This is a genomic window from Kineosporia succinea (assembly GCF_030811555.1).
In the GTDB taxonomy this organism is placed as follows: Bacteria; Actinomycetota; Actinomycetes; order Actinomycetales; family Kineosporiaceae; genus Kineosporia; species Kineosporia succinea.
This window is the reverse complement of record NZ_JAUSQZ010000001.1, coordinates 972,217-997,740: the sequence shown is the minus strand read 5'-3', so window position 1 is coordinate 997,740 and position 25,524 is coordinate 972,217. Positions and strand designations below refer to the sequence as shown.

The 25,524-nt window shown below is 71.2% G+C and carries 27 protein-coding genes and 2 riboswitches; of the genes, 20 read left to right on the top strand and 7 right to left on the bottom strand.

Features of this window, described 5'->3' with window-relative positions:
• Window positions 1–20: 20 nt before the first annotated feature.
• A riboswitch (cobalamin riboswitch) is annotated at window positions 21–162 on the bottom strand.
• Between the two features lie 18 nt (window positions 163–180).
• The 7 genes from J2S57_RS04375 to J2S57_RS04345 all read left to right on the top strand — a co-directional run bounded on the left by J2S57_RS04375 (window position 181) and on the right by J2S57_RS04345 (window position 11,378).
• Complete coding sequence (locus J2S57_RS04375; RefSeq protein WP_307238577.1) at window positions 181–3,306, top strand: DEAD/DEAH box helicase; 3,126 nt, start codon at window positions 181–183, stop codon at window positions 3,304–3,306.
• Window positions 3,303–4,208: an SWIM zinc finger family protein gene (locus J2S57_RS04370; protein WP_307238575.1), complete on the top strand. Its 906-nt coding sequence runs from the start codon at window positions 3,303–3,305 to the stop codon at window positions 4,206–4,208. The genes J2S57_RS04375 and J2S57_RS04370 overlap by 4 nt, the downstream gene beginning before the upstream one ends.
• Window positions 4,209–4,533: 325 nt before the next feature.
• Complete coding sequence (locus J2S57_RS04365; RefSeq protein ID WP_370882564.1) at window positions 4,534–7,251, top strand: MGH1-like glycoside hydrolase domain-containing protein; 2,718 nt, start codon at window positions 4,534–4,536, stop codon at window positions 7,249–7,251.
• A gap of 140 nt (window positions 7,252–7,391) precedes the next feature.
• On the top strand, window positions 7,392–7,688 hold the full coding sequence (locus tag J2S57_RS04360) for a hypothetical protein (RefSeq protein WP_307238569.1): 297 nt from the start codon (window positions 7,392–7,394) through the stop codon (window positions 7,686–7,688).
• Window positions 7,689–7,944: 256 nt separating this feature from the next.
• Window positions 7,945–9,201: a ferredoxin-like domain-containing protein gene (locus tag J2S57_RS04355; RefSeq protein ID WP_307238567.1), complete on the top strand. Its 1,257-nt coding sequence runs from the start codon at window positions 7,945–7,947 to the stop codon at window positions 9,199–9,201.
• An 18-nt stretch (window positions 9,202–9,219) separates the two neighbouring features.
• Complete coding sequence (locus J2S57_RS04350; RefSeq protein ID WP_307238565.1) at window positions 9,220–9,873, top strand: precorrin-8X methylmutase; 654 nt, start codon at window positions 9,220–9,222, stop codon at window positions 9,871–9,873.
• On the top strand, window positions 9,870–11,378 hold the full coding sequence (locus tag J2S57_RS04345; RefSeq protein WP_307238563.1) for a precorrin-2 C(20)-methyltransferase: 1,509 nt from the start codon (window positions 9,870–9,872) through the stop codon (window positions 11,376–11,378). Before J2S57_RS04350 ends, J2S57_RS04345 begins: the two co-directional genes overlap by 4 nt.
• Here the strand turns inward: J2S57_RS04345 and J2S57_RS04340 are convergent.
• The gene (locus J2S57_RS04340) at window positions 11,296–12,582 is read right to left on the bottom strand and encodes an MFS transporter (protein ID WP_307238561.1); all 1,287 of its coding nucleotides are present in this window, start codon (window positions 12,580–12,582) and stop codon (window positions 11,296–11,298) included. The genes J2S57_RS04345 and J2S57_RS04340 overlap by 83 nt on opposite strands.
• 102 nt (window positions 12,583–12,684) lie before the next feature.
• On the opposite strand from J2S57_RS04340, the gene J2S57_RS04335 reads away from it, so the two are divergent.
• The 4 genes from J2S57_RS04335 (at window position 12,685) to J2S57_RS04320 (ending at window position 15,318) form a co-directional block, all read left to right on the top strand.
• A complete protein-coding gene (locus J2S57_RS04335; RefSeq protein ID WP_307238559.1) occupies window positions 12,685–13,194 on the top strand; it encodes a MarR family winged helix-turn-helix transcriptional regulator in 510 nt (169 codons plus the stop codon).
• Window positions 13,195–13,349: 155 nt separating this feature from the next.
• Window positions 13,350–13,724, top strand: coding sequence for a GntR family transcriptional regulator (locus J2S57_RS04330; protein ID WP_307238556.1), 375 nt, complete (start codon window positions 13,350–13,352; stop codon window positions 13,722–13,724).
• Entirely contained in the window at window positions 13,724–14,623 is a 900-nt protein-coding gene (locus J2S57_RS04325; RefSeq protein ID WP_307238554.1) for an ABC transporter ATP-binding protein, read from the top strand. The genes J2S57_RS04330 and J2S57_RS04325 overlap by 1 nt, the downstream gene beginning before the upstream one ends.
• Window positions 14,620–15,318 carry a hypothetical protein gene (locus J2S57_RS04320; RefSeq protein ID WP_307238553.1) on the top strand — a complete coding sequence of 233 codons (699 nt, stop codon included), beginning with the start codon at window positions 14,620–14,622 and terminating at the stop codon, window positions 15,316–15,318. Before J2S57_RS04325 ends, J2S57_RS04320 begins: the two co-directional genes overlap by 4 nt.
• A gap of 230 nt (window positions 15,319–15,548) precedes the next feature.
• On the opposite strand, the gene gcvH is transcribed toward J2S57_RS04320, so the two are convergent.
• Both gcvH and gcvT read right to left on the bottom strand, forming a co-directional pair.
• Window positions 15,549–15,935, bottom strand: coding sequence for a glycine cleavage system protein GcvH (gene gcvH, locus J2S57_RS04315; protein ID WP_307238551.1), 387 nt, complete (start codon window positions 15,933–15,935; stop codon window positions 15,549–15,551).
• A 61-nt stretch (window positions 15,936–15,996) separates the two neighbouring features.
• Window positions 15,997–17,112, bottom strand: a complete 1,116-nt coding sequence (gcvT, locus tag J2S57_RS04310; protein ID WP_307238549.1) for a glycine cleavage system aminomethyltransferase GcvT — start codon at window positions 17,110–17,112, stop codon at window positions 15,997–15,999.
• Between the two features lie 153 nt (window positions 17,113–17,265).
• Window positions 17,266–17,354: riboswitch (glycine riboswitch) on the bottom strand.
• 118 nt (window positions 17,355–17,472) lie between these two features.
• On the opposite strand from gcvT, the gene J2S57_RS04305 reads away from it, so the two are divergent.
• From J2S57_RS04305 to J2S57_RS04275, 7 genes are all read left to right on the top strand, one after another.
• Complete coding sequence (locus tag J2S57_RS04305; protein ID WP_307238547.1) at window positions 17,473–18,123, top strand: hypothetical protein; 651 nt, start codon at window positions 17,473–17,475, stop codon at window positions 18,121–18,123.
• Window positions 18,124–18,319: 196 nt separating this feature from the next.
• On the top strand, window positions 18,320–18,811 hold the full coding sequence (locus tag J2S57_RS04300; RefSeq protein ID WP_307238545.1) for an FBP domain-containing protein: 492 nt from the start codon (window positions 18,320–18,322) through the stop codon (window positions 18,809–18,811).
• Between the two features lie 43 nt (window positions 18,812–18,854).
• Complete coding sequence (locus J2S57_RS04295) at window positions 18,855–19,430, top strand: RNA polymerase sigma factor (RefSeq protein ID WP_307238543.1); 576 nt, start codon at window positions 18,855–18,857, stop codon at window positions 19,428–19,430.
• Entirely contained in the window at window positions 19,427–19,954 is a 528-nt protein-coding gene (locus J2S57_RS04290; protein ID WP_307238541.1) for a hypothetical protein, read from the top strand. The genes J2S57_RS04295 and J2S57_RS04290 overlap by 4 nt, the downstream gene beginning before the upstream one ends.
• 107 nt (window positions 19,955–20,061) lie before the next feature.
• Window positions 20,062–20,436 (top strand): hypothetical protein, encoded by a 375-nt coding sequence (locus J2S57_RS04285; protein ID WP_307238539.1) that lies wholly within the window; start codon window positions 20,062–20,064, stop codon window positions 20,434–20,436.
• A gap of 67 nt (window positions 20,437–20,503) precedes the next feature.
• On the top strand, window positions 20,504–21,211 hold the full coding sequence (locus tag J2S57_RS04280; RefSeq protein ID WP_307238537.1) for a L,D-transpeptidase family protein: 708 nt from the start codon (window positions 20,504–20,506) through the stop codon (window positions 21,209–21,211).
• Window positions 21,212–21,365: 154 nt separating this feature from the next.
• Window positions 21,366–21,527 (top strand): hypothetical protein, encoded by a 162-nt coding sequence (locus tag J2S57_RS04275; protein ID WP_307238535.1) that lies wholly within the window; start codon window positions 21,366–21,368, stop codon window positions 21,525–21,527.
• Here J2S57_RS04275 and J2S57_RS04270 read toward each other — a convergent pair.
• The gene (locus J2S57_RS04270) at window positions 21,524–22,198 is read right to left on the bottom strand and encodes an HAD family hydrolase (protein ID WP_307238532.1); all 675 of its coding nucleotides are present in this window, start codon (window positions 22,196–22,198) and stop codon (window positions 21,524–21,526) included. The two genes, J2S57_RS04275 and J2S57_RS04270, sit on opposite strands and share 4 nt — an antisense overlap.
• Before the next feature lie 170 nt (window positions 22,199–22,368).
• Between J2S57_RS04270 and J2S57_RS04265 the strand changes: the two genes are divergently transcribed.
• Window positions 22,369–23,682, top strand: coding sequence for a hypothetical protein (locus J2S57_RS04265; protein WP_307238530.1), 1,314 nt, complete (start codon window positions 22,369–22,371; stop codon window positions 23,680–23,682).
• Between the two features lie 27 nt (window positions 23,683–23,709).
• On the opposite strand, the gene J2S57_RS04260 is transcribed toward J2S57_RS04265, so the two are convergent.
• The gene (locus tag J2S57_RS04260) at window positions 23,710–24,012 is read right to left on the bottom strand and encodes an effector-associated constant component EACC1 (RefSeq protein ID WP_307250988.1); all 303 of its coding nucleotides are present in this window, start codon (window positions 24,010–24,012) and stop codon (window positions 23,710–23,712) included.
• A 178-nt stretch (window positions 24,013–24,190) separates the two neighbouring features.
• On the opposite strand from J2S57_RS04260, the gene J2S57_RS04255 reads away from it, so the two are divergent.
• Window positions 24,191–24,571, top strand: coding sequence for a hypothetical protein (locus J2S57_RS04255; protein ID WP_307238528.1), 381 nt, complete (start codon window positions 24,191–24,193; stop codon window positions 24,569–24,571).
• A gap of 235 nt (window positions 24,572–24,806) precedes the next feature.
• On the opposite strand, the gene J2S57_RS04250 is transcribed toward J2S57_RS04255, so the two are convergent.
• Window positions 24,807–25,130 carry a hypothetical protein gene (locus tag J2S57_RS04250; RefSeq protein ID WP_307238526.1) on the bottom strand — a complete coding sequence of 108 codons (324 nt, stop codon included), beginning with the start codon at window positions 25,128–25,130 and terminating at the stop codon, window positions 24,807–24,809.
• A gap of 3 nt (window positions 25,131–25,133) precedes the next feature.
• Window positions 25,134–25,400, bottom strand: coding sequence for a hypothetical protein (locus tag J2S57_RS04245; RefSeq protein ID WP_307238524.1), 267 nt, complete (start codon window positions 25,398–25,400; stop codon window positions 25,134–25,136).
• Window positions 25,401–25,524: the final 124 nt, after the last annotated feature.

Below are 25,524 nucleotides of genomic sequence, written 5' to 3'. Positions count from 1 at the left end.
CTCGCCGTCCGCGCGGCGGGTCGGTGCGGTGTGGCACAGTTCCTGGCTCGGCACATGAGGTGCCTCACAGTGGCGCGACCGCGCCGGATTCTCACCGGCTTCCTGTCGTTCCACACCGGCTACAGGTGCTTAACGGTGCCAACTGTGCCAGCCCCGGGCCCACTGGCCTACCCTTGGCCGGTGTTCGTCGTCCATGCCTGGTGGTCTCCCGCGTCCGGAGATCCCGCCGACGACGGCTCGCTCGTGCTGTGGGCCGAGGATCCGCAGGTGCGCGCGGTGCCCGCCGAACGCACCGGGCGACGGCCGAAGGTGCGTGAGCACCCGTTCTGCATCCCCGCCGACGAGCTCGCCAAGACGCTCTCCGCCGGAGGCGTAGGCGAGGGCGAGGGCTGGGTGGAGGGCACCGCCGACCTCGTGCTGCCCTCGTTCCAGCATGCGCCGGCCGGTTCGCCCGAGCTGCTCGATCTGCGGTCGGGCTGGGCGTCCGACCGGGCCGAGGGTGAGTCCGCGCGGCTGTTCCCCGAGGTCAGATGGCGGGTGGCCACGGTTTCGGTGCCCGCGCGGCCGGCCTTGGCGTTGTTGCGCGGGTTCGTTTCCGGGCTTGAGGACGTGGTGGTCGCCGGCTCCGACGTGCGTCACCTCCTCGCTCTGCTGGCTTTCGTGGACGACCTGATCACCCGGGGCCGGGTGCTGCCGGTGGTGCTGGAGGCGCCGGACGGCCACGGGGTGGCCCGGTGGCGGCCGGTGATCACGGGGGACGACGGGGAGTGGTTCCGGCACGCGGTCGCCACCCTGCCGCCCTCCTGGAACGCGGTCGCCCCGGCCGGGGAGTGCGCCGCTGCGGCGGTGGACGCGCTGGTGGACGCGTCGGTGCGGGCGCGGCTGGCGCCGTCGCGGAGTTCGGGTGGGCTCGGGCTGCTGGGCTGGCGGCAGGGACTGCGCGGGGCGTATCCGGCGTTCCCGGCCAATCAGCGCCAGATGCGCAACCTGCTCGACGGGGTGGCGGAATGGCAGGCCGAGGCGCTGAACGGCGGCCTGGTGCGGGCCTGTTTCCGGCTGGTGGAGCCGACCGACGACGACCTGACGAGCATCCTGCGCCCGGCCGACGAGGAGCTGCGCCCGGCCGAGGAGTCGGCGCTGTGGCGCCTCGACTTCGGGCTGCAGGACGCCGACCAGCCCGGCATCTTCATCGCCGCCCAGCAGATCTGGGACGCCGAGCTCACCCTGACCCGGCTGCGCCGCAACGCGCCCCGGCCGCAGGAGACGCTGCTGGCCGAGCTCGGCCGGGCGCTGCGGCTGTACCCGCGGCTGCGAGAGGCCCTGCTCGGGGCGAGGCCGGTGGAGCTGCTGCTCGACACCGCCGGGGCGCACGAGTTCCTGACCGAGGCCGCCGGCCTTCTGATCGGCGCCGGTTTCGGGGTGCAGTTCCCCGGCTGGTGGTCGAAACCGCAGCGCCTGGGCGCCCGGCTGCGGGCGGGCACCCCTCCGCAGCCCGGAAGGGTCGAGGGCGCACCCGTTTTCCGGCAGAACGACATCGTGGAGTACGACTGGCGGCTGTCGATCGGTGACCAGCCGCTGACCGCCGACGAGGTCGACCTGCTGATCGAGGCCCAGCAGCCGCTGGTTCGGCTGCGCGGTGAGTGGATGCAGGTCGATCCCGAGAAGCTGCGCAAGGCTCGGACTTTCCTGCGCAAGCAGCGCAAGGTCGGGCCGCAGACCATGTCGATCGCCGACGTGCTCTCGGTGATCGGGGCCGGTTCCGAGGGCCCCGCCGGTCTCGAGGTCACGGGGGTGGACGCGTCGGGCTGGCTGGCGGACTTCCTCGCCTCGTCCGACGAGCGGGTCCTGCAGGACTTCACGGTGCCGGAAGGCTTCGAGGGAACCCTGCGGCCGTACCAGGAACGCGGTGTCGCCTGGCTGTCGTTCCTCGAGAACATCGGCCTGGGGGCGGTTCTCGCCGACGACATGGGGCTGGGCAAGACCGTTCAGCTGCTGGCGCTGATGGCCTCGGACCCGCCCGGGAGCGGCCCGACGCTGCTGGTCTGCCCGATGTCGCTGGTGGGCAACTGGCAGCGGGAGGCCTCTCGGTTCACGCCCTCGCTGCGGGTTCACGTGCAGCACGGGTCCGACCGGCCGCAGGGTTCATCGTTCGAAGAGGCCGTCTCCGCCAGCGATCTGGTCATCACCACGTATTCGTTACTCGCCCGCGACGCCGTGGCCCTGCGCAAGTTCGACTGGCGCCGCATCGTGCTCGACGAGGCCCAGGCGGTGAAGAACGCGGCGACGCAGGCGGCCACGGCGGCCCGGTCGCTGACGGCCTCGCGCCGGATCGCGGTGACCGGTACCCCGGTGGAGAACCGGTTGGCCGACCTGTGGAGCCTGATGGAGTTCGCCAACCCGCGCGTGCTCGGCGACCCGGCGGACTTCAAGAAGCGGTACGCGCTGCCGATCGAGCGGGTCGGTTCGCACGAGGCCCGGGAGAAGCTGAAGGCGGTGACCCAGCCGTTCATCCTGCGCCGGGTCAAGACCGACAAGACCATCATCAGTGACCTGCCGGAGAAGCTGGAGATGGAGGTGGTCTGCACGCTCACCTCGGAACAGGCCGCGCTCTACCAGAACGTGGTCACCGACATGATGGCCCGCATCGAGAACAGCGAGGGCATGGAGCGGCGCGGGCTGGTGCTGGCGACGATGACCAAGCTCAAGCAGGTCTGCAACCACCCGGCCCAGTTCCAGCGCGACGGCAGCCGGGTCGCGGGCCGCTCGGGCAAGCTGGCCCGGCTGGAGGAGACGCTGGAGGAGATCCTCGCCTCCGGGGAGAAGGCCCTGATCTTCACCCAGTACGCGGAGTTCGGCGAGATGCTGCGCACCCACCTGACCGCCCGCTTCGGCCGGGAGGTGCTGTTCCTGCACGGTGGCGTCGCCAAGACCGGGCGCGACGAGATGGTGACCCGGTTCCAGGGCGAGTCCCGAGACGCCCCACCGATCTTCGTGCTCTCCCTGAAGGCCGGCGGCACCGGGCTGACGCTCACCGCCGCCAACCACGTCATCCATGTCGACCGCTGGTGGAACCCCGCCGTCGAGGACCAGGCCACCGACCGCGCGTTCCGGATCGGGCAGTCCCGCACGGTTCAGGTGCGCAAGTTCGTGTGCGCGGGCACGCTCGAGGAACGCGTCGCCACGATGATCCGCGACAAGCGGGGGCTGGCGGCCAGCATCGTCGGCACCGGTGAGGGCTGGCTGACCGAACTGTCGAGCGGGCAGCTGCGCGAGCTGCTCACCCTGGACGCGGGGGCGGTGGAATGAAGGACTACGGGAAGCCTCTCGCGGTGGAGAACGGCCTGACCGCCCGCAGCGGCCGGGGCTCGATCGGCGAGCAGTGGTGGTCGCGCCGGTTCATCGGGGTGCTCGAGTCGTTCGCCCTGGGCACCCGTCTCACGCGGGGTCGCGCCTACGCCCGCAAGGGACAGGTCATCTCGCTGGAGGTCGAGCCCGGCGTCGTGGCCGCCGACGTGCAGGGCTCGCGGGTCACGCCCTACCGGGTGCGCATCGGGCTGAAGAAGTTCTCCCGGCTGACCTGGGCCAAGGTCGAGGTGGTGCTCGCCGAGCAGGCCCTGTTCAGCGCCCAGCTGCTGGCCGGGGAGTTCCCGCGCGAGCTCGAGCCGGTGTTCGCCCAGGCCGGCGCCCCGCTGTTCCCCGGCCGCCTGGCCGACCTCGACCTGCTCTGCAGCTGCCCCGACGGGGCCGTGCCCTGCAAGCACATCGCGGCCGTGTTCTACCTGCTGGCGGAGCGTTTCGACGACGACCCGTTCCTGATCCTGCGCTGGCGCGGGCGGGCGCGCGAAGACCTGCTCGACCGGTTGCGGGAACTGCGGGGCGACGCGCTCGAGGACGAGGACGACGACGAGACCCCGGCGATCGACCGCCTGGCCGAGGCCGAGGCGCCCACGGTGCTCAGCGCGTCCCTGGCTCTGGCCTCTCTCCCGGAAAAGGCGCCTTCTGGGCGCAAGCGGGCGAAACCCGGCCCACCGGGCGGGGATGCGGTGACGTTCTGGACCGCGGGCCGGCTGCTGCCGCTGCCCAGTCATCCCGATCTGCCGCCCGATCTGCTGCTGCGTCAGCTGCCCGCGCCGGGCAACTGGCTGGGCGGCGCCGCCCTCGTGGGCGAACTCGCGGAGACGTACCGGGAGATGTCCGACCGGGATTGACCCCTTTTGAGGCGAAAGTGCTTGTGGACACTCGTACGGCACGAGTGTCGGAGACGGGACTCCGCGCGTCCGGAGGGGCAGTCTTGATCGTGTGACCTCCGGACAGAGACCTCGTAAGCGCTCCGGCAAGAAGGTGCAGTCACCCGCCCCGGCGGCCGAAGAGAAGATCGTGGAGGCGGGACAGGCGCGGGTACCGGCACCTCGGGAAGCGGCCGACGAGGAACGGCGCGCATCCGAGGAACGTGAGGTGGCCGAGGCGATGAAGGCGTACTGGTCGCACGACACGTCTCCGGGTGAGGAGCCGGCCGCGCCGGAACCCGAGAAGATGTGGGGCGACGGCGGGGTCTCGTGGGGGCTCCCGGCCGAGCCGACCGCCGAGCACGCCCGGCTGGCCGAGTCTCCCGGTCCTGGCAGCCCGTGGCGCCAGTGGGGCCCGTACCTGGCGGGCCGGCAGTGGGGCACCGTGCGCGAGGACTACACCGCCGACGGCGACGCCTGGTCGGCGTTCCCGTTCGAGCACTCGCACGCCCGCGCCTACCGCTGGGGTGAGGACGGACTGGGCGGCATCTGCGACCGCTTCGGCTTCCTGAACTTCTCGGTGGGGCTGTGGAACCGGAAGGACCCGATCCTCAAGGAGCGTCTGTACGGCCTCACCAACGGCCAGGGCAACCACGGTGAGGACGTCAAGGAGTACTGGTGGGCGGTCGACGGCACGCCCACGCACAGCTGGATGCAGTGGATGTACCGCTACCCCCAGGCCGAGTACCCCTACCAGCAGCTCCGCGAGGAGAACGCCCGGAGGGGACGCGACGAGCGGGAGTACGAGCTCGGCGACACCGGGGTGCTCGACGGCAACCGCTTCTTCGACGTCATGGTGACCTACGCCAAGGCCTCGCCCGACGACATCTGCATCAGCATCCGGGCCACGAACCACGGGCCGGACGCCGCCCCGCTCGACCTGGTGCCGCAGATCTGGCTGCGCAACACCTGGGCCTGGGGCCGGGACCCGCGCCGCGGCCACATGAACCAGCTGCTGCCGCCCACTCTCGCGGTCGGGGGCATGGAGGCGCTGGAGGTGCAGCACGGTTCGCTGGGCAGCTACTACCTGGCCGCCGAGGGGTCGCCGGTGCTGCTGTTCTGCGACAACGAGACCAACGCGGTGTCGCTGTTCGGGGCCGAGCGCAACGTCAGTCCCTACCCCAAGGACGCGATCAACCAGCGGATCGTGCACGGCGACGCGCACCTGGTGAACCCGTTCGACGAGGGCACGAAAGCCGCCGTCTGGTACTCGTTCGACTCCGTCGCGCCGGGCCATTCGGTCACCGTGAAGCTGCGCCTGAGCCGGCAGATGCCCGAGAGCGGCACGTTCGGAGCCAGTTACGACGCGGTGATGAAGGCCCGGCGACGGGAGGCCGACGAGTTCTATGCCCGCGTGGTGCATCCCGAGATGGACAAGGCCGACCGGCACGTGGCCCGCCGCGCCTACGCCGGTCTGCTCTGGGGCAAGCAGCTCTACCGCTACGACGTCGAGCAGTGGCTCGAGGGCGACCCGGGCAGCGCCCTGCCGGCCCCGGCCGCCCGCCAGGCCAAGGGGGCGCGCAACACCACCTGGCGCCAGGTCTCGCTGGCCGACGTGATCTCCATGCCCGACGAGTGGGAGTACCCCTGGTTCGCCGCCTGGGACACCGCTTTCCACGCGATCCCGCTGGCGCACGTCGACCCGGACTTCGCCAAGGAACAGCTCGTGCTGATGTGCCGTGAGTGGGCGATGCACCCGAACGGCCAGCTCCCGGCCTACGAGTGGGAGTTCGGCGACGTCAACCCGCCCGTGCACGCCTGGGCGGCCTGGCACGTCTACCGCATCGACGGCTACCGCGACCGCGAGTTCCTGATCCGCGTCTTCACCAAGCTGCTGCTGAACTTCTCCTGGTGGGTGAACCGCAAGGACTCCACCGGGTCGAACATCTTCGAGGGCGGCTTCCTCGGGATGGACAACATCGGCCTGTTCGACCGTTCCGCCCCGCTGCCGCCCGGTTTCCGGCTCGAGCAGTCCGACGCCACCAGCTGGATGGCGTTCTACTGCCAGCAGATGTTCAAGATCGCGCTGGAGCTCAGCCGTTACGACAAGGCGTGGGACGACACCGCCACCAAGTTCCTCGAGCACTTCCTCGCGATCGCCCGTTCGATGACGTCGTTCGGTTCGCACGAGGTGTCGCTGTGGGACGAGGAGGACGGCTTCTTCTACGACGTGCTGGTCGGCCCGGACGGCAGCGCCCAGCCGATGCGGGTGCCCTCGATGGTCGGCCTGCTGCCGATTCTCGGGGCGACCGAGGTGCCGTCGTGGATCAACGAGGAGTGTCCCGACGTCACCGCCCGGCTGCGCTGGCTGCAGCGTCGGCGGCCGGAACTGGTGGGGCCGCTGCTGTTCGCCAAGGGGCCGGGGGAGCGGCGCATGCTGCTCTCGCTGCTCGACCAGGACCGGCTGCGGCGCATCCTGGAGCGGATGTTCGACCCCGGCCAGTTCCTGTCGCCCTACGGCATCCGCTCGATGTCGCAGGCCGTGCGCTCGGGCGTGACCACGGTCATCGACGGGCGCAGCGCCTCGATCGAGTACGAGCCCGGTGAGTCGCGCACCGGCCTGTTCGGCGGCAACTCGAACTGGCGCGGCCCGGTCTGGTTCCCGGTCAACGTGCTGCTCGCCGACAAGTTGCGCACCTACGGGCGGCACTTCGGCGACACCTTCACCATCGAGATCCCCACCGGCTCGGGCAATCACTGCACGCTGCAGGACGCGGCCGACGTGATCGACCGCGGTCTGGTGGCGCTCTTCCGGCCGGTGAACGGCAAGCGGCCGGCCGACGGCGACCGGATCGAGGCGAGCGACGACCCGCTGTGGGCCGAGCACCCCACGTTCAGCGAGTTCTTCGACGGTGACACCGGGGAAGGGCTGGGCGCGACGCACCAGACCGGCTGGACGGCACTGGTGGCGCACCTGCTGAACCCCCGGCTCCCACCCGATCCCCGGCAACGCGGCTGGGCCTGACTCGCCAGTTCTGGGTTAGTGTTGGTGATTCGTGGAGGCCTGTCCGAGGGCCTTCCGATTTCATGGGGGAACACATGAAACTGACACGATCGGCTGTAATTTCGTTCGCCGTCCTCGGAATGGCTCTACCTGCGACAGTGATGGCATCGACGGCGTCGGGGGTCGCCGAGCGGCCGCTGGCGGGCTGCGGGCAGTCGGCCACCCCGTCGCCCACGGGAGCCCGGGTTCACTGGGAAACCACCTGCTCCGGTGGCAACATTCGGGTCAAGGGCTACGTCATCGACACCAAGGCCGACGGCAAGTGTGCCCAGGCTCGCATCGAGTTCGGCAGTGGCTCCACGGTGTTCAGTGCCCGGGCCTGTCCGAAGGGGCAGCAGAAGAACTTCGACGTCACCCGCGCCGGCAGCACCGCCTTCGTCACGGCTCTGGTGGACTAGGTCGGTGCCGCGCCGGAACTGAATCACCGTCGGCCCGCCTGATCACCGGCTCGACGGGGGGCCTCAAGGCCGTTGTCTGCCGCCCCGGGGCGATTCTCGCCACGGGGCGGCAGCCCTCGCCGTTCTCCGGTCCAGTTCTTCGTTCTCCGGCCCTGGGTGCCCAGGTCTTCGTGCTCTGGCCTTGGGGGCCCCGGTCTTCGTGCTCCGGTCTTCGTGCTCTGGTCGGCGCCGGTCCCGGGGGACGTAGTCTGTCGTCGTGGTCGCACAGGTGACGGTAGAACGGATCACGGCAGACTCGTGCCCGGGTGTGCTGCGCCCGCACATCGCGGCCGACGGCGCGCTGGCGCGCCTGCGCTCACCCGGCGGGGCCCTGCCGGTGGCCACGCTGAAGGGGCTCCGGGAGGTCTCGGCCGAACTCGCCGACGGCTCGCTGGGGCTCACCTCGCGCGGCAACACCCAGGTCAGAGGGGTGGCCGAGAGCAACCTCGGCCTTCTCGAGCAGCGTCTCGCGGCACTCGGCCTGTTGCCCCACCCGACCCATGAGCGCGCCCGCAACATCATCGCCTCACCGTTGTCGGGGCGCTCACGGACATCAAGGGTGGACGTCGATCAGCTCGCCTTCGCGCTCGACACGGCTCTGTGCGCGCGCCCCGATCTGGCGGCCCTGCCCGGCCGTTTCCTGATCGGCCTGGACGACGGCACCGGCGACATCGCCGCGGAAGAGCCGGACGTGCTGGCGCGGGGGCAGGCCGACGGCCGGTTCGTGGTGGTGCCGTTCGGCGCCCCGGCCGGGGTCGTGGTCGCGGCCGACGCGGTGGCCGACGCGGTGCTCGCGGTGGCCACGGCCTTCCTGGTGGAACGGCAGCGGCAGCAGAGCAAGGCGTGGCGTCTCCGGGAGCTGCCCGGCGGTGCCCAGGCGGTGCTGAACGCGCTGGCGGCGGACGGTTTCGAAGCTGCTCCCCGTGAGGGGCGTGAGCCGGCGCCCGCCCCGGCGCCCGGGGTGATCGAGCAGAACGACGGCCGCTACGCGGTCTGCGCGGTGGTTCCGCTGGGCATTCTGAACGGCGAGCAGATGGACGCGTTGATCGCCTGCGGCGAGCTGGTCACCGACGAGGGGGACGGGGTCGCACCCCTGCGCATCACCCCCTGGCGCCGGGTGGTGGTGCGCGACCTCGAGGAGCCTGCCGCCCTCGCGGCCCGCGAGCTGCTGGCGGCGGTGGGGCTGGTGCTCGAGCCGAACGACGCCTGGGCCCGGGTCACGGCCTGTGCCGGGCGGCCGGGCTGCGCGAAGTCGCTCACCGACGTGCAGGCCGACGCCCGGGCGTTCGCGGCCGGGTGCTCGCCGGAAGGACCGGCCGTGCACTGGGCCGGGTGCGAGCGGGGCTGCGGCGTGCCGCACGGCGGTGTGGCATTGTTGGCGGCGCAGGACGGCTACCGGGTGAGCGGCGAACTGAGCGACACCGACCGCGTGCGGGCGGCGTCCTCCAGCATTGGACTGACCACTTCGGGCTGAGAGACGAGACAGATCCGCGTGAATGGGACCACCGCCTGGCCGGGCACGTACGAGGCGGACGGCGCCCAGATCTACCGGGAGTCGTTCGCCACGATCCGCCGGGAGGCGGCGGCCGACCTGGCCGCCCTGCCGGACGACGCGGGCCGGGTTCTGGTGCGGATGATCCATTCGTCCGGGATGACCGATCTGGCCCGGGACTTCGCGTACAGTCCGAACGCGGTCGCCGCCGCGCGGCAGGCCCTGCTCGACGGGGCCCCGGTGCTGTGCGACGCGCAGATGGTGGCCAGCGGCATCACCCGGGCCCGGCTGCCGCGCGACAACGAGATCGTCTGCACACTGAACGTTCCCGGGGTGCCGGAGCTGGCGGCGAAGCTGAACACCACGCGCAGCGCCGCCGCCCTCGACCTGTGGATGGACAAGCTGGAGGGCAGCGTGGTCGCCATCGGCAACGCGCCCACCGCGCTGTTCCGGCTGCTCGAGCTGATCCGCGACGGCGCCCCGCGCCCGGCCGCGATCCTCGGCATCCCGGTGGGCTTCATCGGGGCGGCGGAGTCGAAGCGGGCGCTCAGCGAGAACCCGCTGGGCCTGGAGTACGTCGTGGTGCACGGCCGTCGCGGTGGCAGCGCGATGACCGTCGGCGCCGTCAACGCGATCGCGAGTGAGAAGGAATGAGCGGCACTCTCTACGGCGTCGGGCTCGGCCCGGGCGATCCGGAACTGGTCAGCCTCAAGGCGGTGCGCCTGATCGGCGCCGCCGACGTGATCGCCTACCACAGCGCCCGGCACGGCCGCAGCATCGCGCGCGGCATCGCCGAGCCGTACCTGCGCGAGGGGCAGATCGAGGAGCCGCTGGTCTACCCCGTCACCACCGAGACCACCGACCACCCGGGCGGCTACCAGGGGGCGATGGACGAGTTCTACGCCGCCGCGGCCGAACGTCTCGCCGCGCACCTCCAGGCCGGGCGCGACGTGGTGGTGCTGGCCGAGGGCGACCCGCTCTTCTACGGCTCGTACATGCACATGCACAAGCGGCTCGCCCACCGGTTCCCGGCCGAGGTGGTGCCCGGCATCACGTCTTTCAGTGCCGCGGCGGCCGCACTGGGCCGTCCGCTGGTGGAGCGCGACGAGGTGCTCACCGTGCTGCCCGGCACGCTGCCCACCGACGAGCTCACCGCCCGGCTGGAGACCACCGACGCGGCCGTGGTGATGAAGCTGGGGCGCACCTTCGAGCACGTGCGGCGCTCGTTCCGGGACGCCGGGAAGCTCGACCGCGCCTGGTACGTCGAGCGCGCGAGCACCGAACGGGAGCGCACGGCGGCGCTGGCCGACGTGGACCCGCTGGTGGTGCCGTACATGTCGATCGCGCTGATGTCGGGGCCGCTGAACGAGGACGCCTCGAAGGCGGCGCTTGCGAGCGAGAAGCCCTCTGCCGAGGGCGAGGTCGTGGTCGTCGGCCTCGGTCCGGGACCCCGCGACTGGACCACCCCCGAGGTGCAGCAGGCGCTCACCGAGGCGGACGACCTGGTCGGCTACGTCACCTATCTCGACCGGGTGCCGGTGAATCCCCGCCAGGAGCGCCACTCCTCGGACAACAAGGTGGAGTCCGAGCGGGCCGCGTTCGCCCTCGACCTGGCGTTGCGGGGGCGTCGTGTGGTGGTCGTCAGTTCCGGCGATCCGGGCGTCTTCGCGATGGCCTCGGCGGTGCTCGAGGTCGCGGACGAGCCCGCGTACCAGGGCATTCCGGTGCGGGTGCTGCCCGGGGTGAGCGCGGCGCAGGCCGTGGCCGCCCGGGCGGGGGCACCGCTGGGCCACGACTTCGCCACGATCTCGCTGTCCGACCGGCTCAAGCCGTGGGACGTGGTCGAGCGCCGTCTCGACGCGGTGGCCGCGGCCGACCTCGTCATCGCGATCTACAACCCGGCCTCGAAGGAGCGCCGGCACCAGGTCGCCCAGGCCCGCGACGTCGTGCTCCGGCACCGTGACCCGCAGACCCCGGTGGTCGTCGGGCGCGCGGTCGGGTCGGACCAGGAGAGCGTGACCGTGGTGCCGCTCGGCGAGCTCGACCCCGAGGTCGTGGACATGCGCACGCTGCTGATCATCGGCTCGTCGCAGACTCGTCGATCGTCGAAACCGGATGGCTCACCGGTGGTGTGGACTCCCCGGCGCTATCCCGCGTGAGGTTCCGGACCCCGGAGGGCAGCAGGGCGAGCAGGGTGGAGCCGGCCATCGCGGCGGCGGTGACGTAGAGCCAGGTGTGCTCGCCGAGCGCCTCCGCGACCGGCCCGGTGATCGCCAGGCCGAGGGGGCGCATCACGAACGAGCCCACGTGGTCGAACGCGAAGACCCGGGCCAGCTTGTCCGGCGGAATCTCCTGCTGGATCGCGAGATCCCAGTTGACGTTGAAGATCTCGAGGCCCAGGCCGTGCAGGAAGGCGCCGGTCAGGATCACGGGCAGCGGTGCGTCGATCGCCAGGACCAGCGGGAAGCAGGCCGTGAGCGAGAGGAAGACGGTTCCCGCGAGAAGCAGACGCCGCGGCCGGTACCGTAGCGTGATCACACCGCCGACCAGGAACCCGACCATCAGTGCGGCCAGCGCGAGACCCCAGGCCTGGTCGCCGAACTCGCGCGTGACCACGATCGGCCCGACGACGCCCTGCACCCCGCCGTAGACCAGGTGGTACAGCAGTGCCTGGGTGATGAGAACCCACAACCAGGTGTGCCGGAAAACTTCTCGCGCCCCGGCGCCCAGATCGCCCAGCAGTGATTGATGGGGGACGACGGGAGCACCGGCCACCCGCATCGCCGTGAAACAGACGGCGGCCACGGCGTAGGTCGCGGCGTCGACGGCGATGGCCCAGCCCGGTCCGAAGAACCCGACCAGCACCCCGGCCAGGCTGAAACCCATGACCATCGCGGTGTTCTGCGAGAGCCGCAGGGCCGAGACGGCGTTGGGCAGGGCGGCCGCCGACACGGTCTGCGGCACCACGGCGCGCGACACCGGCCCGCCCAGCGCGGCCAGTGCCCCGTTGACCCCGCCCATCACGGCCAGCAGGGTGACGGTGGCCTGGTCGGTGATCAGCAGTACGGCCACGACCGCCTGCGACAGGCCGGCCAGAGCGGCCGAGCCGCGCATCAGCAGCGTGCGGGGGAGGCGGTCGCCGATGACGCCCGAGAACAACGTGGTCAGCACCTCGACCAGCGCGTACGCCGCCACCACGAGCCCGAGCTCGGTCGCCGACCCGCCCAGGTGCAGCACGGCCAGGGCCAGCGCGACCGGCGCGATCGCCGACCCCAGACCCGACACCGTGCGCCCCAGCAACAACCACCGGAAGGTGACCGAGTCCCACGCCCCGGGCCCCGCCACGTCCACCGTCGTCGTCATGCCGTACCCCCGCGTCCACCGTTGGTCACCGCCGCCAAAGTAGTTCGCTAGCGAAATATTAGTCAACTAACTTCCGGGCCCGGCGGCTGTTAGGGTCGTCCGGTGGACTACGCCGAGCGGCATGTCGCGCGCTGGCGCGACCACTGGATCGACGTCGACTTCGACGACGCGGTCGAGACCGCCACCGTGCGCCTGTCGCGGATCCGCCGCTACCACCGCGAGGCCCTGAAAGTCGCTGCGGCGCAAGTGGGTCTGGCCGTGCACGAGTACGAGACCCTCCATGCCCTGATGATCCGCGACACCCCCGGCACCGCCTCCCCCCGCGAGCTGGCCCAGATGCTCGACGTCTCACCCGCCGGCATGACCGGACGCCTCGACAGCCTAGAGAAGGCCGGGCACCTCAAACGAACCCCGAGCGCCACCGATCGCCGCAGTGTGGTCATCGAGGCCACCACGAGCGGCGTCGCCATCTGGCGGCGGGCCATGCGGCTGCGCGGCGAGGCCGAGGAACGCCTGTTCGCAGCCCTGTCAGCCAAGGAAATGGCCACCCTCAACCGCCTCTTGCGCAAACTGGCCCTGGTGGTGGACGAGGAACTCCCCGCCGAACCGTAAGGCGCGACCTCGACCGCCCGTGCTGCCCGTGCGGCGCTGACTGTGGCGGCGCTGGCTGGGGTGGTGCTGGCTGGGGTGGTGCTGGTTGACACTCGTCGTCCTTGGTTGCATGGTTAGTTACATGAGTAATGAACCAGTGAAGTGGGGAACCCCGGATGGATGAGGGGCGCCCGATCTTCGTGCAGATCGCGGAGCAGCTCGAGAACGCGATCATCGACGGGTCGCTGGCCGAGGGGGCGCAGGCTCCGTCGACGACGGAGCTGGCGGCCTTCCACCGGATCAATCCGGCCACGGCGGCCAAGGGGATGAATCAGCTGGTGGTTGACGGGATTCTGCACAAGAGGCGGGGGATCGGGATGTTCGTCTCGGAGGGGGCGAGGGGTGTGCTGACGGAGCGGCGGCGGAACGCGTTCGCCGAGCAGTTCGTGGTTCCGCTGGTGACGGAGGCCCGCAAGCTCGGACTCGACGCCGAGGAACTCAAGAACATGATCGACAAGTCGGGGCACGGCGCTACGGGGGAGGGCGAGTGATGAGCACCCGGGAGGAGCGGCCGGTGGTCACGGACGTGGCCACGGTGAGCGGTGCGGGAAAGCGGTTCAACGACGTCGCCGCGGTCGAAGAGGTGACTTTCTCGTTGCGCGGCAACGTGATCCACGGTCTGCTCGGGCGCAACGGGGCGGGCAAGAGCACGCTGATGCGGATGCTCGCGGGGCACGCCCGGCCCACCTCGGGCACAGTCACGGTGCACGGCGGCAACCCGTTCGAGAACGACGGCATCACGCGGCGCATCTGCTTCGCCGCCGAGAACCAGGTGTACCCCGACCCGTTCCGGGTCCGGGACGTGCTGACGGCCGCGCGGCTGCTCTACCCCAACTGGGACGAGGCCTACGCGCAGGAACTCGTCGACGTCTTCGATCTGCCGAGAAAGCGCAGGATGAACGGTCTTTCCCGGGGTATGCGGTCGGCGGTGGGCATCGTCACCGGCCTGGCCTCCCGGGCCGAGCTGACCATGTTCGACGAGCCCTACCTGGGACTCGACGCCACCTCGCGTCAGCTGTTCTACGACCGCCTGATCGCCGACTTCGCCGAGAACCCGCGCACGATCGTGCTCTCCACCCACCTGATCGACGAGGTGAGCGCGCTGATCGAGCACGTGCTGGTGATCGACCGGGGCCGGCTGGTGATCGACGAGGAGGCGGAAATGCTGCGCGGGCGCGCGATCACGGTGAGCGGCCCGGCCGAAAGGGTGGACAAGTTCACCTACGCCATGACCCGTCTGCACGAAGAGCGGCTGCTGGGCCGCAGCCGGGTGACGGTGCTCGGCGACGCGGACGACCCGCAGCACGCCCGGTCGCTCGGCCTCGAGGTGAATCCCGTTTCCCTGCAAGATCTCGTCGTGAAGAGCACGATGTCCGGAGGTGCCCGATGAACCGGGTGGTGAACGCGGCCAGGATCCATCTGATCGGCGCTCAGTTCGTCTGGGTGCCCTGGGCCGTCATGGCCAGTGCGCTGGTGCTGAACCTGCTGATCTTCGGCACCATCGAGGCCAAGGGCGGGGTGGACGACGATCCCAGCACCGGCGGGCTCTTCTCGCTCTACGCCGTGGTGATGGTCGGGTTCGTGCAGGCGATGAACAAGCAGCTCTCGTTCGCCCTCGGTTTCGGTCTGACCCGGGGCGTGTATCTGCTCGGCTGTGCGGTTTTCGCGATCGGCCTGTCGTTCGCCTCGGCCGTCGTGCTGTACGCGCTCTACGGCATCGAGCGGGCCACCGGCGGCTGGGGCATCGACCTGGACTTCTTCGGGGTGTACGGCCTGGGCGGGGGCAACCCGGTGCTGGCGGTGCTGATGTACGCGGCGCCGATGGCGGCCCTGATCACAGCGGGCACACTCTTCGGCGGGATCAACTCCCGGTGGGGCACTTTCGGGATCTACGTCGCGGGGCTGGTGGGCCTGGTGATCGCGGGTGCCTTCGCCGTCGCCGTGACGTACGCCGAGGCCTGGACCCGCATCGGCCACTGGTTCGCCGGTCAGCCGGACGCCGCGCTCTTCGGCGGCTATCCCTGGCTGGTCGCGATCGTCCTCGGCGGGGCCACCTTCGCCATCGTCCGCCGAGTCAACGACTGACCCGACGCGCCACTCGGCACGTCACCCAGCGCGAACCTCAGGCATCCCATGAGATGCCTTGCGTCCTCGGGTATCCCAGCGGAATCGAGATGCCTTGATTACCGATGCGTTCCGCTTCCGGTACCGGTGCGGATGCGCTAAACCAGCCTTACCCCGTCAAGCCGATCTGGTCGAGACGCCGGCCTCCCTCACCCCGGGCCGAACGCCACGACCAGATCGGCGAGGGCATTTCAGGCGATGAGCGTCTCGTACTCCTGTGACGTCAGCAGCTTGGCGGTGGCCTCGGGGGTCACGGTGAACAGCCAGCCGTTGTCGTAGGGGTCGGCGGCGATCAGCGCGGGGTCGTCGACGATCGCCTGGTTCACCTCGGCCACGGTTCCGGTGACCGGCGAGTACAGGTCGGAGACCGACTTCGTCGATTCGACCTCACCGCACGCGTCCCCGGCCGTGACCGTGCTGCCCACCTCGGGCAGGTCGACGTAGACGACGTCACCGAGCGCGTCGAGCGCGAACGTGGTGAGGCCGACCCGCACGGGTTCGGTGGGGAGCTCGGCGCCGGGGGCGATCTGCACCCATTCGTGCTCGGCGGTGTAGAGCAGGTGCTCGGGGTTGGGCACGGTGACTCCTGAAGTCTGAAGGCAGGTCTGGGGCGGGTCTGGGGCAGGTCTGGGGCGAAGTCTAGGAACGCTTGTAGAACGGGTACGGGGTGACGCTGAACGGCAGAAGGGTGCCGCGCACGTCGACCTGCAGGGTTCCGCCCGCGGCGGCCACCTCACGGTCGACGTGGGCGATCGCCACCGGCCGGCCCAGGGTGGGCGAGAGGGCCCCCGAGGTGATGATCCCGACCGTGGCCCCCTCCGAATCGAGGACGTGGTTGCCGGCCCGGGCGGCCCGGCGGCCTTCTCCGGTCAGTCCGGTGAGCACCCGGGCGGGCGGTTCCTGCGCGACCCGGGCGAGGGCGTCGCGGCCCACGAACTCCTTGTCGAGCTTGACCACCCGGCCCAGCCCGGCGGCGTACGGGTCGGTGTCCAGGCTGAGTTCGTTGCCGTAGAGCGGCATCCCGGCCTCCAGACGCAGCGTGTCCCGGCACGCCAGCCCGGCCGGGCGCCCACCGACGGCCTCGACCCGGGTCTGCAGCGCCTGCCACAGCGACGCCGCGTCGGCCGCGGCCACGTAGACCTCGAACCCGTCCTCACCGGTGTACCCGGTGCGGGCCAGCAGCACCTCCAGGCCGGCGAGCCGGGCGGGCGTGCAGGCGTAGTAGCGCAGCGCGGTGACCCTCTCGCGCTCGGCGTCGGTGTCCACCAGCTCGTGGATCACGCCCTGCGAGGCCGGGCCCTGCACCGCGATGAGCGCGGTCTGCTCGGTCTCGTCGGTGACGGTCGCGTCGAAGTCCTGGGCCCGGGCGACCAGCTCGGCCAGCACCACCGCGGCGTTGGAGGCGTTCGCGATCACCAGGAACTCGTCGTCGGCGAGCCGGTAGGTCACGAGATCGTCGATGATGCCGCCGTTCTCGGTGCACAGCAGCGAGTACTTGGCGCGCCCGGTGGCGATCGCGGAGAGCGTGCCGACCAGGGCGTGGTCGAGCGCGGCCCCGGCCTGCGGCCCGCGCACCCGGATCTCACCCATGTGGCTCAGGTCGAACAGGCCGGCGGTGGTGCGCACGGCCTCGTGCTCGGCCAGTTCGCTGCTGTACTTCAGGGGCATGCGCCATCCGGCGAAATCGGTGAGCCGGGCGCCGAGCGCGACGTGGACGTCGTGCAGGGGCGTCGAGCGGGTGCTGCCGTGCGACATAGGACCTTCCGGAATCCGGCCCGGGCACAGCGGTGCGCGGGTCTGGCGATTCCTCCCCGCTCTGTCCTGGGACCTGAGAGCTTGCCCGCGCCGCCCACCGGGGACGCGTCACCTTCGGTAAACCGGCATCCGGCCGGATTTCTCCAGAGTTGCCTCGTCGCGACGGTGTGTTGGCCTGAGAGATTCCTGGGGAGGAGTTGCTCCTACGGCGCCCGGTGAGGGGACTCTCCCGTCGCGCGTCGACGGCGTATTCAGTTGGAGCTGGTCACGCTATCCGGGCCGGAGGGGGTTCACCAAGACGAGGGCGGTGTGAGATCGGTTCAGGCCGGTGCGCGGACGTCCGATGCAGGGCGGGTGAGCGTGACCCAGAAAGCCCCGATCGATCTGCCGGCCGGGGACCTCGTGCACGACATCGCCAGCGAGGCACCCCTGCGGGACCCGGTGCGCCGCCGCCGGGTGCTGCTCACCGCCGTCGCCCTGGTGGTGCTGACGGCCATGGTCGTGGGCCTCCTGCGGATCGTCGGCGTGATGGGTGGCGAGAGCGACGAGGAACGAGAAGCGGCCGCGCTGGAGCAGGTGCAGGAGGAGGTCCTGCCGCAGCTGCAGGAGCTGATGGCCCGGCGCGAGACCTTCTTCGCGGCGGAGCGGGAGTACCTGACGGCCGTCAGCGGGCCCGGCTCGGCCCCGGCCCTGCGGCGGGTCGAGCAGGACATGACCGCCCTGGGGACGCAGCTGGCCGACGTGAAGCCGGGGGCAGCCGTCACCTCGGAGGCCCACGACTACCTGCTCGAGGCCGTCACCGCTCTGCGCACCGACGCGTCCCGCGACGCCACCGCTCTGGGAGAGGGCGACGCCCTGGTCACCCGGAACGACGAGAACGCCCTGACCTCGATCAAGCGCATGAACAAGTCGCTGCTGTTCGTGCTCGACGCCGCCCAGCTGCCGGTGCGGGACTTCGACCTGCCCGGCGGAACGGACAAACACCCCGAGGATCACAGCACCACGATGTGAACGAGGCGTACACTCGTCGCCGTGTCTGGTCTGAACTCGTGCACTCCGCCCGCTGGGCGTCTGGAGGTATCCGGCGCGCTCTGCGCCGGCACGAGGTAGCACTGCCCTCAATCGGTGAGCACCGCCCTGCCCTCTTCCGGGCCGGCGGTCCGCCCGTCATGCGTCATTCTTCACCAGACAATTTGAGGTCATTGCTGTGCGCCCGTACACCGAGAAGCAGATCCGTACGTCCTTCGTGAACTCCACCCTGCGTGAGCGCAAGGAACTCGTCCTGCCCGAGAACTTCGACGGGCTGGACTGGGAGAACCAGGAGTTCCTGGGCTGGCGCGACCGGAAGACACCGGCCCTGGGCTACGTCTTCGCCGAGATCGACGACGAGCTGGCCGGCGTGGTCATGCGCCAGTCCGACGCCGTCACCCGCAAGAAGGCCATGTGCAACTGGTGCGAGGACGTGCAGCTGCCGCACGAGGTCGTCTTCATGAGCGCCCGCCGCGCCGGCCCGGCCGGACGCAACGGCAACACGCTCGGCACCCTGGTCTGCGGCGGGTTCCAGTGCCCGGCCAACGTGCGGGTGCTTCCGCCCCTGGCCTACGAAGGCTTCGACGTGGAGGCCGCCCGGGTGCACCGCATCGAGGCGCTGCAGCTCAACGTCTACGCCTTCGTCACCGCGGTGATGCGGGCAGACTGAGCGCGCACAACCTTTCCCGGGGGTCGCGCGTCGTACCGAGGTGATGGTCACGTCCAGGTCAGCCGGCGTCCCTCCCGGGCTCGGTGACGAGAAGCCCGCCCTCTCCTCGCTCGACGCGGAGACGGCGGTCGAGGTGCTGTTCGACCGCCACCAGTTGCGCATGCTCCGGGTGGCGACGGTTCTGGTCGGGGATCCGGTGGTGGCTGAGGACGTGGTGCAGGACGCCTTCCTGGCCGTGCACGCGAGCTGGCACCGGATCCGCGACAAGGACGAGGCCGTCGGCTACCTGCACCGCAGCGTGGTGAACGCGGCCCGGTCCCGGTTGCGGCGCCGTCCGGTGGTGCTGCGCCTGGCCGGGCTGCGGCACCACGACCAGATGAGCGCCGAGGAGTCGGTGCTGCGGGCCGACCTGCCCCGCCCGCTCACCGCCGCGATCATGGCGCTGCCCCGCCGGGAACGGGAGGTGGTGCTGCTGCGGCACTACCTCGACCTGTCGGAGAAGGAGACGGCCGAGGCGCTCGGGCTGAGGCCCGGTTCGGTCAAGGGATACACGTCGCGCGGGCTGGCCAAGCTCCGCGCGGTGCTCGCAACCACCCACCCCGGAGAGGGGGAACGATGACGGACGACGAAGAGCTCGCCCGGCAGCTGCGCGGGCAGCTCGACGACGAGCTCGGTGACATCCAGGTGCGGGCCGGGTCCCGCGAGCGCCTGCGCCAGGGCATGCGGAAGCGCTCGCGGGTGCCCTGGTTCCGGGCCTCGGTGCTGGTGCCCGTGGCCGCGGCCGGGGTGATCGCGGCCATGCTGGTGGCGATCCCGGCGGCGTTGCGGCGCGACCCGGCCGTCGAGATCGCCCCGGCCGGAGTGCCTTCCGGGGTGACGGCCCCGGTGAGCCCGGCCCCGAGCCCGGCGACGACCGCGGACCCGACGCGGGAACCCAGCACGCGCCCGGCCCCGGCGTCACCGAAGACGTCCGACGGCGCGAAGCTCGCCCCGAGCGACCCGGCCGCCGTGCCCGACGACGGCTCACCGCTCGAACCGGCTCCCGAGGTGTCGGAATCGGCTACGGCGCAGAAGCAGCCGGGGCCGGAGACCGCGGGCGAGGGCCTGGCCGTCCCGACCCCGGAAACCGTCGAGACTCCCTGACGGCGCACAACCTTTCGGGCGGGCGGGGAGTCGTAGGTTCAGTGGTCCCGGCGTGGGGAGGCCGAGAACCGGCCCGGCCGAGGATCACCGGACGAGGAGGCAACACAGTGCGCAGGACGAAACTGGTCGCAGCGGTCGTGATGGCCGCCGGGCTGATCCTCGGTGTCTCGGGCACGGCGATGGCGGTCGGTCACGACAGCACGCCGGTCACGGCTCCCCAGGAGGCCGCGACGAAGAAGGCCGCACCGGTGGCGGCCGAGCCGGAGCAGGCCGCCCCGGCCCCGGCTGAGCCGTCGCGGGCCGCGACGAAGCAGGACGACGACGAGCCCGCGCCGGCGGCTCCGAAGGACGCGGCCGAGCCGGCGACCGGCGTGCCGGGCGCCGACGTGAGCGCGAAGCCGGTGCCCGTGGACGAGGACGACGCGGTCACCGAGGCCCGCCCCGCGGAGCCGGTCGAGGCCAAGCCGTCGTTCACCGGCTGACCACGTGCGTAACCGTTTTCGTGGTCACTCCGCCGGGCCTCGCGCCCGGCGGGGTGCCCCGCTGCTGATGGCCGTCGCCCTGCTGACCGCCTGCAGCCAGGCCGCGAGCACCCCGACCGTCGCTCCGGCGACCGGCGGGACCGGGGCGACCACCGCGTCCCCCGTCGAGCAGGACGTGGTGGAACCGGGCACCAGCCTGGTGGCGACGGCCACCGCCGACCGCATCGAGGTGCACCGTTCGCCCGGCGGCCCGGTGAGCCGCAAGATCACCCGGAACACCGGCCCGATCACGTTTCTCGTCATGGACAGGCAGGACGGCTGGCTGAAGGTGCACCTGCCGACCCGCCCGAACGGTGCCACCGGCTGGATCGCCCGGGACGAGGTCGGGCTGTCGAGAACCCCCTACCGGCTGATCGTCTCGATGGACGACCACGAGCTGGTGCTGCTGAGGAACGACCGCAAGATCGACGAGTTCCCGGTCGGGGTGGGCAAATCCACCACACCGACGCCACCGGGCGAGTACTACCTGACCGAGCTGATCCGGCCGCCGGACCCGCACGGTGTCTACGGGCCGTACGCGTTCGGGCTCTCGGCGCACTCCGAGACGCTCCAGCAGTTCGCCGGTGGGCCGGGACAGCTCGGGCTGCACGGGACGAACGAGCCGGATCGCCTCGGGCACGACGTGAGTCACGGCTGTCTGCGCCTGGCCAACGACGTGATCACCGAGCTGGCGAAAACCCTTCCGCTGGGCACGCCTGTCGTGATCCAGGCCTGAGAGTGTTCTGACGGCAGCGGGTTCCGGCTGTGAATGGTCCGTCCGGGTGTGACCGGCGCCACCGGGTTGCTCCGGCCGGGACCCCGCTGCGCCGACCGGATGCACTGCCGGTATGAAGCGTGACCTTCAACTACTACCCGTACATGATTGAGGCATGGACGAACTCGACCGCATGGCCCGCACGCTGGAGGCCTGTGCCTCCAAGCTGGAGGTCTTCTCGGCCCGCCTGCGTGCCGACGACTTCGTCGCCGACCTGTGTCAGCACCCCGACCTCGCCTACCTGGACGCCCAGCTCGACGGGTTCTACCGGCTCTAGGTCCGAGGGGCTCCGAAAAGCGATGCGAGCTCCGACATCCGGGACACCCAGGGCGGACCGGACCGGGCCGGCGGAGTGCTCAGCAGGGCGATGGCGGCGACTCCGGCCGCCGACGCCGCGAGCATGTCGCTGGGGGAGTCGCCGATCATGACCGTGGATTCCGGCCGCGCGTCCAGGGCCGTCATCGCCCGCAGCAGGGGAGTGGGGTCGGGCTTCATCAGCCGCGGGTCCGGGTCGCGCCCCTCGACGTGCTGCACGAACCCGGCCAGCCCGTGCATCTCGAGCAGGGCTCGCACCGCCTCGGCGCCGTTGTTGCTGACGATCGCCACGCGCAACCCGCCCTCCGCGCACGCCGCCAGGAACGCTTCCGCCCCGGGCGTCACCTCGGCCAGTTCCGCCGCGTCCACCTCCGCGTCACGCACCGACGCGTCCACCCGCCCGATCAGCTCCGGGTAGATCTCGCTGACCCCGTCGAGCAGGTCGAGCGGGTCGTCGATGTCGGCGAGCTCCTCGTCCACCGGCCCCCCGAGGACTCCTTCGAGCTCGTCGAGCAGGGACGCGGCGATCACGTCGGGCGTCAGGTTGCCGAACAGGTCGCAGACCGGGCCGTCGAAGTCGAGCAGCACGTACTGCGTCGTGGCCGCGATCTGCTTGAGCTGGGCTTCGTCCATGGGCACCGGAGCCTAGGCCGTGCTCCTGAGAACCGGGGCTCCTGGGAGAGGGCGAGGTCGTCCGTTTGTCCGAGAGCTTTTCGGTACGCACAGGTAGTCCCGATTGCCGCTCTACCGTTGCTGGTTCGTGGGGGGACGAGCGAGGGCGGGCGCCGGTGCTGAGGAGACTGATGGTGGTCGCGGTCGTGGCCTGCGTCGCCGGTTGCACGGGGGCCGGGGGGAGCACGGTGGCCGCACCTGCCGGGGCCCGGGTCGACGAGGCGGTGGCGGTCGGTGCGGTCGGCGAGTCCGGGGGGCGGGTGTCGGTTCCCGGGGGGCCGATGGTGGACGTTCCGGCCGGCTCGGTCTCCGGCTCCGGTGAGCTCGTGGTCACCCGGGCGGGACGGGTGCCCGCGGCGCCGTCGCCCTACCTGAGTGTTCTCGGGGCCTATCGGCTCGAGCTGCGCGGCGCGCGCCTGACCGGCCCGGTGCGGCTGACCTTCCCGGTGCTCGTGCAGCCGCTGCCGGAGCGCGCCGACGACGCTGCGGCAGCCGTGCTCGGTCGCTTCGACGAAACGGCCGGGCGCTGGAAACTCGTTGCCGCCGAGCATGATCCGGGCAAGCACACGATCAGCGCCGAGGTCTCGCAGCTCACCTGGTGGAACGCGTTCAGCTGGGACTTCGCGGCCCTGCGCAACGCGGTCGCCGACGACTACCGCCGTAGCCTCGCGGTCTCGGCGCCCACGCCGGTGTGCCCGGGGGAGCAGGCCGCGCGGCAGTCGGGCATCCGGGTGGTCGCCCTCAGCGGTGCCGCCGGCGAGCGCGTGCGCTGGTGCTACGGCGTCGACGCCGGGGTTCCCGTCCTGAAAGTGACCAACGCGCGGGGTTACCCGGTCACCGTCCGGTTCCCCGGGGCCTGGCGGTCGGGTGAGCCGGCGGGCGGCGTGGAGCTGGCACCGGGACTCAGCGACGTCCGTCGTTCGGGATCGTCGGCCTCCCTGCTGCTGACCGGGGGTGCGACTGTCGACCTGCGCCCGACCGTGCTCGAGCCCGGAGGCGAGGTCACGGCCCGGCCGAGCGCCGACGGGTTCCTGGCGATGGCGCTGACGTTCGGCCTGAAGGCGTTCGGTTCCGCGACGCAGGGCGTGCCGGGGGCCGCGGGGCCCGGGAAACGTTCGCCCGAGGAGGTTCTCGAGGCGGTGCGGGAGGGCGACTGCCTGGACGACTACGACGAGGGCGACCCCGCGGACCTCGACGCCGCCGTGGAGAGCGTGCTCGAGGCCCACGAGACCGCCTTCGGCTGCCTGCAGAAGGTCTGGCCCGAGCCGGACCGGGCGGGCGGGCGCGGCGGCCGGTTCACCGGTGTCGCCCTGACCTGGCTCACCGCGGGCATCCCGGTGCTGATCGACGGCGTGACCGGGGTCGCCGACGAGGCGGTGTTCACCCCGGTGCAGACGATCCGGGTGCAGGCGGTCGAGCCCCGGTCGGCGTTGCTGCCGCAATAGGCTCGCTGCCCGGGCGGATCGGCCGTCTCAGCGCTCGCCCAGCGCCGACCGCAGAAGCACCATGTGGTCGGCGATGTTCGAGACCGAGACCTCCACGGTGCCGTCCGGCCCGGTGACATTGAGCCGCACGTCGCCGATGCGGGTGCTGAGCCAGGTGCTCAGGGCCCCGGCCAGCACCGACGGGGTGTGGTCGTCGGGCAGTTCGAGCCAGAGCCGGTCGTCGGCGTGCGGTTCACGCTGCACCGGGGCGTCGCGCAGCTCGGGATCGAGCTGGAGCCAGTTCTCCAGGGAGGCCAGAAGGTGCTCTTCCGGCTCACCCCACACAGACATTCTCACGTGCATGGTTCCCCCTCCGTCACGTGAGCACGGATGGTAGTCCGGCGCATCGCGCTACCGGCCGGTCAGGTGCGGGAGAGAGGCGCTGACGTGCGGTTTGCCCGGATTCTGTTACGGTTTCAGCGCTCACCGACCTGAGCACCCAACCTCTCCCCGCTCGATGGAGCTCACGGTGATCGCTCTTCTTCTCGACCTGTCCAACATCCTCGGCGGGCTGCTCATAGCCCTGCCGCTGCTGTTCATGCTGCCCCGCGGTGGTGACGAGGCCGGGCGCTGGATCTCCCGGCTCGACCCGTTCGCCTGGATCGTCGGCGTGGTCGCCCTGGTGACCGGCGGCTACTACCTGATCGTGCACCTGACGTCCGGCCCGCACCTGTTCCACTTCGAGGTGGTCGCGATCGCGGTGGGTGTGATCCTGCTGTGGGACCGGCTCACCGGCAGGCCCCCACTGCGTCGCACCGAGGGCGACGTGCAGGGAGCCGCGCTGATCCTGGCGATCTTCGGCGTCATCGCCGTGCTGGTCGGGATCCAGGGGCTTTTCACGCCGAACTGACGGCGGGACGATCCGCTCGGCGCCGGGATGCCGGTGAGATGCGCCCGGGGCATCGGGGGCACCTCACCGGCGTTCCGGGGGCTCCGAACCAACGGAACCGGGAGAAACCTGACAGATGATGCGGGTGCCGGTCAATCGCCGGACGCGTCCCGCGGCCGGCGGGTTCATGTGAGAAAGACGGGGCCCGGTTTCGGTTATCCGCCCCGGCGCCGAACGCCTGCGGTGCCGGTGGGGACTACGAGCCCGCGCCGAGCTCCCGGAACAGTGGTTCCCACCGCTCGCGCCGCTGCTGGGGCGTCTGCTCCCACCACGGCGTCCCCCGTTCGCCGAGGGCCACCTTCGCCTTCTGCACCCGGTCGCGCGCGACCTGCTCGGCGGCCTCGTCGTGCGCCCGCAGCGCCTGGCCCACGGCCCGGCGCGCGCTCATCAGCTCGCGGCGCAGCGTCTCGTTGACGTCGTCGGGCAGGTCCGGGTCGGTCGCCCGCCACCGGCGTCCCTTGATGACGACGTGCCGGCCGTCGGGGGTGTGCTCGGGTGGCGGGGTCCCGGGACCGCTCACGGCTCAGCCGTTCTCGACGATCCTCGCCGCCACGTCACGCAGCTGCTGCGGGTTCGGCTCGATCGCCTCGGCGATGTCCGGGTGCAGCCCGGCCTTGGTGGCCTCGAGCAGCTCCTCCTCGACCACCTCGAGACTCTCCGTCTTGTCCACCTTGTCCACGGCGTTGCGCAGGGCGGACGTCAGCTGGTCCTCCAGCGGCTCGCGGAGTTTCTCGACCGGGCCGAGGGACGTCGTGGGATCGAGCTTGATGCGCGGCTGGACCGTGTCCATGTCGACCTCCGGGAGATGCTCGTCGGGCGTGCCCAGTATGGGTGGCGATGATCGTTCCGGCATCCCGGCGCCGCCGCCGTCGAGGTGCGGGGCCGGGCCGCACACCCAAGGATGATCAGGTCAG